At 59.4% G+C, this 14,218-nt stretch carries 9 protein-coding genes; 3 read left to right on the forward strand and 6 right to left on the reverse strand.

The window, feature by feature from the left end; all coding sequences use genetic code 11:
* Positions 1–22 precede the first annotated feature (22 nt).
* The 3 genes from BG455_RS01285 to BG455_RS01295 are packed head-to-tail and all read right to left on the reverse strand — an operon-like array spanning position 23 to position 3,820.
* On the reverse strand, positions 23–1,828 hold the full coding sequence (locus tag BG455_RS01285) for a glycosyltransferase (protein WP_111361229.1): 1,806 nt from the start codon (positions 1,826–1,828) through the stop codon (positions 23–25).
* 1 nt (position 1,829) lies between these two features.
* Positions 1,830–2,831 carry a UDP-glucose 4-epimerase GalE gene (gene galE / locus BG455_RS01290; protein WP_071468125.1) on the reverse strand — a complete coding sequence of 334 codons (1,002 nt, stop codon included), beginning with the start codon at positions 2,829–2,831 and terminating at the stop codon, positions 1,830–1,832.
* Positions 2,828–3,820: a UDP-glucuronic acid decarboxylase family protein gene (locus tag BG455_RS01295; protein WP_245735436.1), complete on the reverse strand. Its 993-nt coding sequence runs from the start codon at positions 3,818–3,820 to the stop codon at positions 2,828–2,830. The genes galE and BG455_RS01295 overlap by 4 nt, the downstream gene beginning before the upstream one ends.
* 448 nt (positions 3,821–4,268) lie before the next feature.
* On the opposite strand from BG455_RS01295, the gene BG455_RS01300 reads away from it, so the two are divergent.
* Together BG455_RS01300 and BG455_RS01305 are read left to right on the forward strand one after the other, a co-directional pair.
* Positions 4,269–5,843: an OpgD/OpgG family glucan biosynthesis protein gene (locus BG455_RS01300; RefSeq protein WP_071468127.1), complete on the forward strand. Its 1,575-nt coding sequence runs from the start codon at positions 4,269–4,271 to the stop codon at positions 5,841–5,843.
* Between the two features lie 134 nt (positions 5,844–5,977).
* Positions 5,978–7,012 (forward strand): PRC-barrel domain-containing protein, encoded by a 1,035-nt coding sequence (locus BG455_RS01305; RefSeq protein WP_071468128.1) that lies wholly within the window; start codon positions 5,978–5,980, stop codon positions 7,010–7,012.
* A 113-nt stretch (positions 7,013–7,125) separates the two neighbouring features.
* Here BG455_RS01305 and BG455_RS01310 read toward each other — a convergent pair whose 3' ends face one another.
* The 3 genes from BG455_RS01310 to BG455_RS01320 all read right to left on the reverse strand — a co-directional run bounded on the left by BG455_RS01310 (position 7,126) and on the right by BG455_RS01320 (position 13,250).
* Positions 7,126–7,485 (reverse strand): PRC-barrel domain-containing protein, encoded by a 360-nt coding sequence (locus BG455_RS01310; protein ID WP_071468129.1) that lies wholly within the window; start codon positions 7,483–7,485, stop codon positions 7,126–7,128.
* A 197-nt stretch (positions 7,486–7,682) separates the two neighbouring features.
* Positions 7,683–8,771, reverse strand: coding sequence for an extracellular catalytic domain type 1 short-chain-length polyhydroxyalkanoate depolymerase (locus BG455_RS01315; protein ID WP_071468130.1), 1,089 nt, complete (start codon positions 8,769–8,771; stop codon positions 7,683–7,685).
* Between the two features lie 123 nt (positions 8,772–8,894).
* Positions 8,895–13,250 (reverse strand): chemotaxis protein CheB, encoded by a 4,356-nt coding sequence (locus BG455_RS01320; protein WP_143079858.1) that lies wholly within the window; start codon positions 13,248–13,250, stop codon positions 8,895–8,897.
* Between the two features lie 664 nt (positions 13,251–13,914).
* On the opposite strand from BG455_RS01320, the gene BG455_RS01325 reads away from it, so the two are divergent.
* Positions 13,915–14,178, forward strand: a complete 264-nt coding sequence (locus tag BG455_RS01325) for a hypothetical protein (protein WP_071468132.1) — start codon at positions 13,915–13,917, stop codon at positions 14,176–14,178.
* Positions 14,179–14,218: the final 40 nt, after the last annotated feature.

Genomic DNA, 14,218 nt, shown 5'->3' on the forward strand with positions numbered 1-14,218 from the left:
TGGACACATTCATAAGGCAGGATCATTCCCACCAGACTTCAAGCCGGATACGTCCTGCGCCATCACTGTGCAGGCCGGCCCCTGAAACCGGATATAGAACCCGCGTAAGGTGCAAGGGTTCCAAGCCCATTGACAGAACATGCAGACTTTCAACGCCCCGCAGTGACAGCGATGACACAATCAATGCGGCAAGAACGGTGATCCCCGTGAACTGAACCGCCGCCGGACCCATATTCCGGCGCAGGGAAATTTTGTTCTCGCGGATGTGCCAGATCACCATGACAGCACAGATTGTGGTGTAGATGGCCAGATTTATCGCGGCCAGAATGTAGAACCCGCGCGCGTGCTGAAGCTCGCCCGCCAGAAGAATTGGCAAGCCCGACGCAAGAGCCAGCGCGAAATAGGGGGCAAGCACCCGAAACGGCAGCACGCGCGTTTCCTGTGCGCCCTTCGGGGTGACACGGAAATTCGCGCGGGTGCCGGTCAGGTAATCGAAAATGGCTGTTCCTGTTCCCCACAACACCCACGGCCACTGGATCGATATGAACAACGCCTTTTCCCAACTCAGGATCGCGCTGGTTTTCGGGCGGAAAAACCCATCGCGGCGTATGGCAAAGGCAATCCACACAATCACAAGGGTCGAGGGCAGGATATGCGCCACAAATATCGGGAATTTCACATCGACAAAGCGGAAATCAAACATCAGCGCCAGAATTGGCAGTGTGAACATCAGCGCCATAAACATGGCTTGTAGCGGATACCACATTTGCATGAAGATGAATTGCGCCCGCATCCGCGGGGGCAATCGCGCTATGTAGCGTGGCGTGTATACCAGCAAAACTGTCATCAGGCTGCGCGACCACTGGAATTCCTGCGTGACAAGATCGGTTACCGCCACAGGGCCTGCACCGATTGCGATTGCATCAATCGCATGCACGCCGCGCCAGCCATTGGCGTTGAATATCATCGTGGTCGAATGATCCTCGGCCAGTTCGGGGCCAAGCCCGCCAATCTGTTGCAATGCTGCCGTGCGCACCGCGTAATGTGACCCGATACAGACCGGCGCCAGCCCATTGGTATAGCCGGACTGCAAAATTCCATGAAACATGCCTTCAGCAGAAAGCCGCGTGCGCGCGGCCCAATTCTCTGATGCGTTCGACCCGCAGATGCTGGGCGCGGAAACATAGCCCACCCGCGCATCGGCAAAGGGGGCCAGCAGATTGGTCAGATAGCCGGGCTGCGCCACATGATCGGAATCCAGCTGCGCCACGAAATCATAATTCTGATACCCGTAATGGTCGTAGAAATAGGCCAGATTGCCTTCCTTGCACTTTGTGCGGCGGGGCCAGTCGGGCTGGTGATACTCTGCCACGCCCTTGCGGGAGGATATTTTCACCCCATGCGCCGCGCACCATTCCAGTGTTTCGGGGGTGGGGTCTTCGTCGGCCAGCCATGTGTCATGCGGGTAATCCTGCGCCAGCATCGCTTCCAGCGTTATGCGCAGCACGGCAAAAGGTTCGCTGGGGGTTTTGGTGGTGATCATGGCAACCCGGGGGGTGCCAAGATCCGCGATTCTGGCGCTGGAGACCCGCGCATGCAGGAACATTGACAGAAAATAGAGTTGCACAAAAAACAGCCAGCCGATTGCAACGCTAAGCACAACAAAGCTGAGCATGTTGATATTATGCGAGGGCGTGAACCACCACACCCAGAAATAGGCCGCCGCCGCCAGCCAGAGCGCGAAAGCAATGTGGTATTTGACACTCTGCGCCCGCGACAGCAGCGGCACCAGATAGCTGGGCGGTTCTGACGCGGAAGCGTGGGACATGTCACGCGTGGCTTGCATGCACGGCCCCTGTCTGGAATTGCCGCGCGGCATGCGCAACGATGGTGGCAATATCCGAGTGTGTCGTGACAAAGTTCAGCGCGCGCGCAGCATAGCTGGCATCGGCAATCATGACCGGCGGATCGCCTGCGCGCCGTGGCCCGAACCGCAACGGGATTTTGCGCGCCGTGGCGCGCTGCACCTCGTTTACGATGTCAAGGATCGAATGCCCCTGCCCGGACCCGATATTTACTGCCAGATCACCGCCCCCGCGCAACAGATGGGCAAGGGCCGCAACATGCGCCCGCGCCAGATCGCTGACATGGACATAGTCCCGGATACAAGTGCCATCCGGTGTGGGATAGTTCGTTCCGAACACCTGTAACATGCGGGTCTGTCCATAGGCCGCCATCAGCGCAAGCGGGATCAGATGCGTTTCCGGGTCATGCCGCTCTGCCAACTCGCCCGAAGGGTCGGCCCCTGCGGCGTTGAAATAGCGCAAGATCACATGGCGCATCCCGTAAGCGGCGCTGTGGTCTTGAATCATTTGTTCACAGATGCGTTTCGTCCGGCCATAGGGGCTAAGGGGGTGCTGCGCGGTGGATTCCGTGATCGGCAGCTTGTCAGGCACGCCATAGGTGGCGCAGCTGGAAGAAAACACAAAATGCCCGATCCCCGCTTGTCGGCATGCCTCTAGCACCGAGATCGTGCCACAGACATTATTTGCATAATACACCGCAGGGTCGGCAACCGACTCGCCCACATAGGCTTTGGCCGCAAAATGCATCACGGCTGCAATTCTGTGGCTGGTCAGGATGTTGCGCATCAGCGCGGTGTCACGGATATCGCCATGAATGCGGCGACCCCATTTCACCGCGTCAGGGTGTCCGGTGCTGAAATTATCGACGGTCACAGGGTTATGTCCGGCTGCGGCAAGGGCCTTGCAGGTATGGCTGCCGATAAACCCTGCGCCCCCGGTCACCAGAATGTTGACCTTGCCTGTCATGCGGCTGACTCGGCTCGGTGGCTATTGGCCTTCAACTGGCTGCGAAACCACGGGATTGTCGCATTCAGCCCCTCTTCCAGCGTGACTTTCGGCTGCCACCCCAGAACCATTTTTGCCAAGCCCAGATCGGGGCGGCGTTGTTGCGGATCATCCACAGGAATCGGGTTGTAAACGATTTTCGAAGTCGATCCGGTTTTGTTCAGGATAAGTCTGGCCAGATCCGCGATGGTGAATTCGCCGTCATTTCCCAGATTGACAGGGTAGTTCACATCATCAGGCGTTGCCATCAGCGCGATCAGCCCGTCCAGCAGATCGTCAACATAGCAAAACGACCGCGTCTGCGCCCCGTCACCGTAAATTGTGATCGGCTCTCCGCGCAATGCCTGAACTGCAAAATTCGAGACGACGCGCCCGTCATTCGGGGACATACCGGGACCATAAGTGTTGAAGATACGCGCGATTTTGACTGTCACGCCATGCTGGAGGCTGTAATCGTGAAACAATGTCTCGGCTGCGCGCTTGCCTTCGTCATAGCAGGCGCGGGGGCCGACAGGATTGACATTGCCGTGGTAGCCTTCGGCCTGCGGGCTGAACAGCGGGTCGCCATAAACCTCGGAGGTGGAGGCCTGTAGAATCGTCGCGCCATTGTCACGCGCAAGGTCCAGCAGGTTCAATGCGCCCAGAACACAGGTTTTCAAAGTATGTATCGGATCAATCTGGTACATGGGCGGCGATGCCGGACAGGCCAGATTGTAAATCTCGTCAACCTGCTTGCGCAGGGTTAAAGGGAAGGTGATGTCATGTTTGATAAAGCTGAAGTTGGGTTGGCCGGTCAGCAGGTCGATATTCGACAGATAGCCGGTCTGAAGGTTGTCGACACAGATCACATCGGCGCCAGACATCAGCAATCTGGTACACAGCCGCGACCCCAGAAACCCTGCCCCGCCTGCCACCAGAACCGTTTTCATGCTGCGTGCTGAAGTCATCATTTTGACACCCCGCGCGCGGGCATAACATTGGCCCCATGCTGTAGGTCAATCGGTGCGGCATTGCTGCCTGTCTTGCGATCCGTGGGCATAGCTTGCAGGACCAGAGCACTTGTAAGTTTGCGGTTCATCGTTGAAAGCCCTTTGTGATCGTTGAACTGATAATTTTCAGGCCGATGCCAGACCACACCAGCAGGTCTAATCAGAATTGGCCGTCCCCGCATAAGTCGCAGGCGTCCAGTTTGTTCCTGCGCAATCGTCAGCGACGGGGATTCTTGCTATTTTGGCAACATCTGGGCCACAGGTGTGCCATCCTGATGGTGCGTGCCATTGCCTTGGCCGCGCACAGCCAAGGGCAGTTGCGCTTGATTAGCGCGGCAAGCTGGCTAAGTCTGCGCATGCGTTTATGCTGCTTGCAGCTTGCAGATGCACAACACGAAAGGCGGGCATTATGAAACGGCGGGTCATGCTTGGGCATACGGCTTTGGCGGCGTTCGGGGTCGCGTTCGGGGCATTTCCGCGACAGGCGGCAGGCCAGACCCCTTCAGGCCCAGATGCACTGATCTTGCGCGCTCGTGCGCTGGCCGAACGGCCCCATGACACCGATGCCGCTTCGCTGCCGCCGCCCTTCGACAGCCTTGATTATGACAGGTATCGCGCGATCACCCCGCGCGCCGGTGCAGCGGCGGGTTTGGATATTGGCGGCGGGTTCAGGGCGGATCTGCTGCCGCCCGGCTGGCTGTTTTCGACACCTGTACAGATTTCCTTGCCGGGGCGGCGCGCGCAGACGGATTTCGACCCCGGAAGTTTCGAGTTTGACGCGCGGTATTTTCCGCAGGGCGCACCCGTTGGGCCATTTCCGGGGCTGGGGCATTCCGGCTTGCGCATTCGCTATCCGCTGAATGCGCCGGATCGTCTGGATGATTTGATCGTGTTGCAAGGGGCCAGCTATTTTCGCGCCCTTGCCCGCGATGTGGCCTATGGGCTGTCTGCGCGCGGGCTTGCCTTGGGCACGGGCGGCCCCGCCCCCGAGGAATTTCCCGTCACCCGCGAGATCGAGGTTTTCGACACGCAAGACGGTGTGTTGCATTTTGGCTGCCTGATCGACAGCCCGCGCGCAGCGGCGGCATTTATCGTGTCCTTGCGGCCCGGCAATGCCGACAGCCCCGCAACAGTGATGCGCTGCGATTTGCACCTGTTTGTGCGCGAGACGGTTTCGGATATTGGCATCGCGCCCCTGACATCGATGTTTCAGCATAACGATATGGGACCGGCCCGCATTGACGATTTCCGCCCAGCCGTTCACGACAGCGCTGTGCTGGTCATGGAGAATGGCGCGGGCGAGGGGCTGTGGCGGCCGCTGGCCAATCCGGACACTGTCCAGATGTCGGCCTTTCAGGACGCGGGCCCACGGCGCTTTGGTTTGCTGCAAATCCCTGACAGTTTTGCCGCCTTCCGCGATGCAGAAGGGGCCTATCACCGCCGCCCTTCGGCCTTTGTGGAACCTTTGGGAGATTGGGGCGCGGGGGCCGTCCAGTTGCTGGAAATCCCTACGCCAAATGAATATGCCGACAATATTGTGGCGTTCTGGCGGCCTGCCGCCCCTTTGCAGCCGGGTGTCGCGCATCATTTCGCCTATGATCTACGCTGGGCCCCAGCCGGACTGGCGGCCATGCCACCCGCGCAATCAACCCCGCTGGTGGCGGTGCACAGCGCATCAGGCGTCAATCCGGAAAACCCTGCAAGCAGGTTATTCGTGATTGATTACGCCGCCGCAGGCGATGGGGGCTTGCCGGACCCTGCTGATCTGGACCTGTTCATCGCGCAGCCAGAGGGGGCAGAAATTTCGGGCCAAACGCTTTACCGCATCGACGGTGCGCGCCCGAAACTGCGCGCCAGTTTTGTGCTGATCCCGTCTCGGGCCACCAATCAGGCCGAATTGCGCGTGCAACTGCGCGGCGCAGGCCGCGATGTGGCCCCAGTCTGGCTATACCGTTGGGGCCGCACTGCAAATGGCGGCCCCTAAGTAGCCCCGCGCGATGCGGCCATCCTATTTGCAGGGGTAAAACGGAACGCGCGGCGCTGGGCCACGTTTCTACCTTGTTGGGCGCACAAACGATCGGCTGTCGGTCTGCGTCGCGCCCGTAGGAGGAATTCGACATGAACAAGCTACTTTCAACCACGGCCCTTGTGGTCGCACTTGGCTTTCCGGCGGTCACGCTGGCACAGTCAACAGATACCGCCACCCAGTCTGACACCCAGCGCCAGAACGGCATGACATCCGGCTTCATGGCCGAGCGTCAGCAATCCGATATTTTCGCATCAGAATTGATCGGACATGTGGTTTATGCGCGCCGTGCAGGCGATGGCACTGGCGCTGCCGATGATCAGGCCGCGACGGACACTCAGCAAACCGCACAAGACGAGCAGGCCCGCAGCGATGATGACCAGCAGCAGGCGCAAGACGACGCGTCGCGCATGAACGGCGACGCCAATCGCGGGATGGCCACGATCAACCGCAATGATCTGGAGAATATGGAACAGATCGGCCAGATCAACGAGATCGTGTTGTCCGATAACGGCGAAGTTCGCGCGCTTGTCATTGGTGTGGGTGGTTTCCTTGGCATGGGCGAGCATGATGTCGCGGTGACACTGGATCAGGTGAGTTTCGCCACTGACGCCGAGGACAGCTCGGAGATGTATATCATGCTGCATACTTCAACAGATATGCTGCAAGACGCGCCATCCTATGACCGGACCACCACACGCGGTGGCCAAGCGGGCGATACACAAGCCCGCGCGCGGGACCAAAACGGCCAGATGGCGGCCACCCGTGACACACAGGCCAATGCCGAAGGCCGCACCGGCTTTGCTGCGCCCGATATGCAGCGCGACGGGTATAACCGTGTCGAAATCCGCGATGTCTCAACCGAGATGCTGATGGGGCAGACTGTCTATGATGTGGCCGATAATGATGTGGGCACTGTCGATGACATGATCCTTGATGAGGACGGAAGCATTACCAATATCATCATCGATTTTGGCGGGTTTCTGGGCATTGGCAGCAGTCAGGCCGCGATTGGCTTTGACGAGCTGACCATCATGTCTGACGAAGGCTATTCGGATGTGCGCATCTATGTCGATGCGACCCGCGACCAGATTCAGGAATTGCCGCGCTATTCGGCTTCTAACTGAATGTAACATGGCTGCGGCCCGTGCCACTTGCGCGGGCCTGCGGTGACCACCTTTGCACAGCAAAAGGCCGCACAAGCGATTGTGCGGCCTTTCCTGTGGTGCAAAACCTGCGGTCAGGCAGCGTGATGCGGCATGGCTTTCAACTTTTCTTTTGTCGTATCCAGATGCACGCGGGTATCCGACCCGTCAGAGCGGCGCAGAATGGTTAGCTGGCTGAAGGGCAGCAGCACGGAATGTGCGCCCATGCCAAGAAAGCCGCCGACATCGACCACGGCATCTGTGATCTTGTCATCTGTGCCGATTTTCAGCGAAGAGATGGTGCCGATGGCTTCATCCTCGCGGCCATAGACGGTTGCGCCTTCAACCTCCGATACAGTCATGTTGTGTATTTCCGCGCGGTCATATCCGTTGCGAACAAAGCCGAAGGCACCGCCGACTCCGGTTCCGTGCGGTGTATCTGCTGGTTGTGTCATGGAAATCTCCTTGCCCCCGAGGTTACGGGGGAATCTGGCAGCAGGCGCCCCCTGCTTGGGGTCTGATGCGGCTTGTTCGGTCAGGACTGTCTGCGCGCGAGCTTGCGCGCGATGGGCAGTGTCAAACCCCGACCAGCCACATTAGAAGAACGCCCGCGCCCCCCTGCCGTTCCCCGTTGCAGCCTTGCGCCGCGCACTCACCCCAGAAAGAACCGCACCATCTGCGCCGAGGCATTTGGCCCTGTGCTGTCGGTATATGACCCGGCCTTGCGCCCCCCCGACCACGCATGCGCCCCGCCGGTCAGCATCCATAATTCCAGCGGTCCATGGGTTTCGGTGGCGGCAAAGTTGGTGCGTTCATAATCGCGCCCGCGCACAGAACTGGTGCTGGTTTTTGCGGGCATGGGTGTTGCGCCGATTGCCGCCGTGACGATGGTGGCCGCATTGGCGGGGTGAACTGTCCGGTCACTGTCGCCGTGAAAGATAATCCGGCGCACGGGCTTGTGGGCCGGGTTTGCGCTGGTGCGTGCCGCCGGATCACGCCGGTTGGACTTGCCCCCGCGCCGCATTGCCGACATGGCAGAGATCACATTTCGGGCAGACCCGCGGGCAAGCCCCGAATGCACCCCTGCGCCGGCGTAAATATCGGGATAGGTGTCTGCCAGAATGGCGGCCATCGCCCCACCCGCTGACAAACCTGCCACGAAGGTATGATCACGGTCGAGATTGAACTCTCGCATCAATTTGCGCGTCAGGGCTGCCAGAATGGCAGGCTCGCCCGCGCCGCGTGTCTGGTTGGCCAGTTTAAACCAGTTCCAGCACTGCGCCGGGTTATAGCGTTTGGTCTGTTCCGGATAGGCAATGACCAGGCCATGTTTTTCGGCCAGTGCGTTCATATTCGTGCCTGCGGCAAAGTCATCTGCGGTTTGCTTGCAGCCATGCAGCATGAGAATCAGCCCGTTGAGTTGCCTGGGCTGGTTGGCAGGCAGATACAGCTTGTACCCCCGAGAGCCGGAAACACTGCGGTGCCGCCGTGCCAGATACTGGGCGTCTTGCACCAAGGCGGGCGCAGGCATATGCCGTTTCGCACCCGTCAAGGCGCGCGCCGCCCGTTTGGGTTTGCGCCCCCTTTCGGGTGTTTGTTTGAGTGGGGTGAACGGGGCATAGGCGGCATTGACCATGCTGAGGGCCACCGCCTTTTGCACTTTGCGCAAAGCTTTGGTTGGTGCGCGGGGGCGCATCATGCGGGTGGTGCGGCGCAATGTGGCCGCGAAACTGCGGGGCATGGGAAAATCCTGTATGAAAAGTGGCCGGCAGCGGTATGCAGGTGCACAAGGCCACCAGCCGTACTGCACAGTAACACGGTTGGCCCTGTTGCGTTCCGAAATTTGCTGCAACGCGATTTGGCGTTATGCGCCTTGCGTATCGGCCGCCAGTGCAAGGCGCACAAGGTCGGGCAGCGATGTCGCGCCGGTTTTGCGCATGACCGAGGCGCGGTGGTTCTCGACCGTGCGCTGGTTGATCCCCAGATCGGCGGCAATGATCTTGTTGGGTGCCCCTTCCAGCACGCGCGCCAGAACATCGCGCTCTCTCGTGGTCAGCTCGGCGAAGCGCTGCTGCGCAACTTCGCGCGCGCCCGCCAAGGCCCGCCCGCCTTTGGCTGTGACCATCGCCTGCCGCACGCTGCCCAGCAATTCTGCAGCACTTGCGGGTTTTTCGATCAGGTCCGACGCGCCGGCTTTCAGCGCGGCCACAGCCAATGCGGCATCGCCATGTCCGGTCATCATGACCATAGGCAGGTAGGAGTTGCGCGCGCGCAGCTGCTCGATCAGGGTGATCCCGTCCATGCCGGGCAAGTGGTTGTCAACCAGCAGGCAGGCGGCCTTTTCCGGTTGGGGTGTTTCCAGAAAATCCTCAGCCGAAGCATAGGTGACGACCTTCCAGCCCTCGGCCTCGAACAGGCGGCGCATGGTTTCGCGGATCATCGGGTCGTCATCGACCAGATGCACAGTTGTGCCGCGTACCTCTGGGGTTTGGAGTTCGGTTGCCTTTTCGGAGCGGGTTTTTGTTATGATATCTGAAATCAGCCGTGTCAGTATTTCCGGGGCGACGGGTTTGACAAGGTGCCGAAAGCCGGAGTCAGAGATATTTTGCGCCGTAACAGAGGTGATATCCCCTGTCAGAATAAGGGTGGGCACAGAAATACCCCAGATGCGCATCAGATCCTGCGCAAGCTCCAACCCGCTTATACTGCTGCGAAAGTCGAAATCCGTCAGCAGAATATCGGGCAGGATGCAGTTCTGGCGGGACCAGGCCAAGGCCTCTTTCGGGGTCGCTTTGGCAATGACTTTATGCCCTTCTGCCGACAGGACTTCGGACAGCAGGTCGCGCAGGCGCGCTTCATCATCGACCACAAGAATGGTGCCGGTCTGTGGTTTGGACTGCGCATCGCTTTGGGCTGATCCGGCATTCAGCGCCGGTTCTGCCTCTGCCCCCTTGGCGGCAAGCGGCACATTTATCGTAAACGTTGATCCCTTGCCCAAGGTCGAGCGCACGCTGATCGGGTGGTCCATCAGCCGCGCCAGCCTTTGCACAATCGACAGGCCCAACCCCAGGCCGCGATCTTCCAGCGCGGTTGTGATTTCGACCTGATGATAGGCGTCAAAAATTGCTTCTGTTTCAGACTTTGCAATGCCTATGCCAGTGTCGCAGACATAAATTCGCAGCGCATCGCCGTGACGCTTGCATCCCATCAGGATTTTGCCAGAGGGGGTGTATTTCACAGCATTGGACAGAAGGTTTCGCAAAATCTGTTCCAGTAACTGCGGGTCAGTCTGCACCAGAGTTTTGCACGGCACCCACCGCAGTTGCAGCCCCTTCAGGCTGCAATAGGGTTCAAATTCTTCGGTCAGGCGCTTCATCATCGGCGCTGTGGAAACAGGGCGCATCTCTGGCTGGACGATCCCGTTCTGGATGCGGTTCACATCGAGCATGGAATCCAGCATCGCTGTCATGGAATTCAGCGTCTGATCCAGCAAAGCGGCCAGTCGCGCGCCTTTGGTCGAGGGTTTGTGCCGCGCTTGCAGCTTGTGCAGCAGCGCCAGAGATTGCAGGGGTTGGCGCAAGTCATGGCTGGCCGCAGCCAGAAACCTTGATTTCGCCTTGGTTGCGCGGTCTGCCTCGCGCATGATGGTGACCAGCGCCGCATTGGTGCGCTTGCGTTCGGTGATATCGACATAGGTGATGACAACGCCTTCCACGCGCCCGCCTTCGGCGCGGTAGGGCTGGATGCGGCGCAGAAACCATGTGCTGTCGCTGCTTTCGATCTCGCGCTCTTTCGGTTCAGAAGAGGCAAGCACATCCATCGCATCCTGCGCCAGATTGTCATCTTTCGAGACAGAGGCAAGGTCCGCCAGCGGGCGGCCCACATCTGTGGGGATAACGCGAAAGATCGCGCGCGCAGCAGGTGTGAAAAAGCGGATGTTCAGGTCAAGGTCAAGAAACAGCGTGGCAACATCGGTGCTGTACAGCACATTCTGCAGGTCATCTGCTGTGGTGCGGTGCCGCTCCAGCGTTTCCTGTAGCTGGCTGTTAAGGGCGTTCAGTTCCTCGTTCAGTGATTGCAGCTCTTCTTTCGAGGCCAGCAATTCTTCGTTGGTGGACTGAAACTCCTCATTCACCGACAGCGATTCGGCGGTATCAACGGCATGCGCTTCAACCTCGTGTTCCAGATCGCGCAGCGCATCGGACAGGTCGCGCCGCGTCGCGTCAAGTTCCGCCTCTAGCGTTGCGATGCGGTCTTCAACGGCCTGCGCGGTGGCATCGGCAGAGGGTGGTTGGCTAGGCGCGGCGGGGGTGTCGATGAAACAGGCCAGCAGCATCGGTTCTGCCTCTGTCGAGATGGCATGCAGGGTTATGTCAAAGCTGGCCGCACCCGATACGCGCCCGCCCGACACGGTGACACGCGGATTGTCCTTGGTGCAGGTGGCTGCCGCATTGCGCACCCGCGCGCGCAGCACTTTGGGCAGCATTCCGATGACACCTGTATCCGGATGGCCTTGGGTAAGTGTCAGGTATTTTTCTGTCGGGCCAAGCACATAGAGGACTTCCAGCTTCTGGTTCAGCAACACCGCTGCGGGGGCATGATGTTCCAGCACAATGCGGCGGCACAGATCGGCCAGCGCCGTGTTGCGCCCAGAGGCCGATACCGGCGCGGATGCGGCTTCTTCGTGCTTGGGTGGGGAGAATTGCAAATCCGCAGGGTGGCTGTGCCCGATCCGGCGCCACAAGCGGGCATCTTTATCTTCGGACGCGAAACATCCGTCACTTTCACCCGGCATCTCGGCTGTTCCCAACAACAACAACCCGCGCGGGCGCAAGGCAAAGCAGCAGCGCGCAATCACGCGTTTTTGTGCCTCTGGCCCCAGATAGATCAGCACATTGCGGCACGAGACCAGATCAATCTTGGAAAAGGGCGGGTCCGACAACAGATCGGCCACAGTGAAAACGATCACATCGCGCAGGGCCAGCGTTACGCGGTAGCCGCCCTTTTCGGGGACAAAAAACCGCTTCAGACGTTCGGGCGAGATGTCGGCCTCGATCTCTTTGGGGTAGAAGCCCGTGCGTGCCGCTGCAATGGCTTCGGGGTCGATATCCGAGGCAAGAATCTGCAACTGCGCATCGGATTTGGCCGCCTCCATCGCCTCCAGGCACAAGATGGCGATGCTATACGCCTCTTCTCCGGTGCTGCATCCGGCAACCCAGACACGCAACGGGCGCCCTTCGGGCAAGTCGCGGACAAGATCGGGAATTGCCTTGGTGGCAAGATGCGTGAACACGGGTTTGTCGCGGAAAAAGCTGGTGACATGGATCAGCAGATCGGCTGCAAGCTGGGCGCGTTCCTCGGCATCTGCTTGCAGCATGCCAAGGTAGCGGGCCATTTCCCCCAGACCAAGCCCAACAAGGCCCATCCGGCGCGCGATGCGCCGTTCCAGCGTGCCGCGCTTGTAGAGGGAGAGATCTTGCGCGGCGTATTTGCTAAGGTAGGCCAAGATATTGTCATAGCGGTCTGTGCTGGGGGGCAGGGGCTGCGTGGCGGCCTTGTCCGGCACCGGATGCGCGCCTGTGGCGGTATCGTCCAGAAAGTCCTGTACCGCCGCGCCCATCTGGCCAATCGGCAGGGCATGTGCGACATGGCCCGCCGAAACCGCGCTTTGTGGCATGCCGGAATAGCTGGCCTCATCAGGGTCTTGCGCAATCACAAGGCCGCCTGCTGCATGTATTTCGGCGCTGCCCTTGGTGCCATCTGTGCCGGTTCCCGACAACACGATACAGCCTGCGCGCGCGCCCGCATCCTGTGCGAGAGAGCGCAAAAGCACATCAAACGGCATCCGCACGGCCTGTCCATCTTCGGGCGTGGACAGGTGCAAACAGTTTTGCGCGACAGTCAGGAAAACGCCGGGCGGGATGACATGCAGGTGGCCGGGCCGCAATGCCATGCCATCTTTGGCCTGCACCACTTTCAGGCTGGTGTGATCGGCCAGCAGATTAACCATCATGCTGTCATGCGAGGGGTCCAGATGCAGCACAAGGATGAATGCGGCAGTCATGCCTTTAGGCAGGTCTTTCAATAGCGCACGACATGCTTCCAACCCCCCGGCAGAGGCCCCGATGGCGATGACAGGCACACCAGTTGACCGGCTATTATCCGACATGGGCATCTCCGACGAGGGTTGGGTTGCGCAGCCCGCCTTAAGTGCGGTCACTGCGTTGTGTCAGCGTCCCACGCAATTGTTTTTGCATTCTAACAGAATTTTCGGATCAAGTATGAATGATTTAACATAAACGATCGCTCTATAGGCGAAATTTCACACATAACTAATTTATGAGTAGATTCCGATTCTATTTCGTCACCCCCCCAACCCGTAGTGTCGAATCACGATGTGTAATGTGCCCCGTGTGTGTTGAGAAAACTTGGCAGCCGGAACTGGGAAGACGCAGAAGGGGAGCTTCCTCCTCCAAGAGTATCTGCAGTGTGACCCTGTAAAAACCTGACTGTCCAGAAATCTCTGTGGGCCGCCGAATTGCCTGTGGCTGCGGCGACCCGCGAGCAGATGGCTGAAACCTGAACTGTCGGGCGCTGTGCAAAAGCGCCTGTATCAGTGCGAACCATGAAGGGAGACTCTTTTGAACCAGATCATCTACATCGTCGGTGCTGTTGTCATCGTCATCGCATTACTCAGCTTTATCGGTTTGCGCTGACACGGTGCAATGGCGCCAGCACTATTGTGTTTTCTGATCCGCTTTGGCGCAGCGCTTGGGGGCAAGGGCGCGATCGTGCGTGCTTTTGTGGGGGCCTCAACGCGGCACTGCTTTGCGGTGCGCCGAATGCTCGACCACTGACAGACCCAAAGACGAAAGGAAGACGACATGCACTATGAAAACCAATCGACGCTATTTATCCGCATGCTGACCGAGGCATATGAGGCGCATCTGTCCCGGCGCGCAAGTGAACTGTCGCATCAACACAAAGCCAGTGCAGTGCGGTTTCAGAACCGCCAGATATCGACCCTGAACGAATTCTTGCGCGGAATGGACCTGTTGGACACAGACCACCTGACCGCGCCCGACCCCCAGACCAATGGCCCCGATGACCGCGACCAGCAAACGGGCTTGCGCATGCAGCCCGGCTGACCCGCTCAAGCGGCGTCTATTCCTGCGCAATCGCCGCGCG

The sequence above is a fragment of the Roseinatronobacter thiooxidans genome (genome assembly GCF_001870675.1).
Lineage (GTDB): Bacteria > Pseudomonadota > Alphaproteobacteria > Rhodobacterales > Rhodobacteraceae > Roseinatronobacter > Roseinatronobacter thiooxidans.

What these genes read in the sequence shown, in the direction of transcription:
- BG455_RS01300 (WP_071468127.1), top strand. Translation starts at nt 4,269, where the DNA reads ATGAAACGGCGGGTCATGCTTGGGCATACGGCTTTGGCGGCGTTCGGG.
- BG455_RS01325 (WP_071468132.1), top strand. Translation starts at nt 13,915, where the DNA reads ATGCACTATGAAAACCAATCGACGCTATTTATCCGCATGCTGACCGAG.
- BG455_RS01285 (WP_111361229.1), bottom strand. Translation starts at nt 1,828, where the DNA reads ATGTCCCACGCTTCCGCGTCAGAACCGCCCAGCTATCTGGTGCCGCTG.
- BG455_RS01295 (WP_245735436.1), bottom strand. Translation starts at nt 3,820, where the DNA reads ATGATGACTTCAGCACGCAGCATGAAAACGGTTCTGGTGGCAGGCGGG.
- BG455_RS01315 (WP_071468130.1), bottom strand. Translation starts at nt 8,771, where the DNA reads ATGCCCCGCAGTTTCGCGGCCACATTGCGCCGCACCACCCGCATGATG.
- BG455_RS01310 (WP_071468129.1), bottom strand. Translation starts at nt 7,485, where the DNA reads ATGACACAACCAGCAGATACACCGCACGGAACCGGAGTCGGCGGTGCC.
- galE (WP_071468125.1), bottom strand. Translation starts at nt 2,831, where the DNA reads ATGACAGGCAAGGTCAACATTCTGGTGACCGGGGGCGCAGGGTTTATC.
- BG455_RS01305 (WP_071468128.1), top strand. Translation starts at nt 5,978, where the DNA reads ATGAACAAGCTACTTTCAACCACGGCCCTTGTGGTCGCACTTGGCTTT.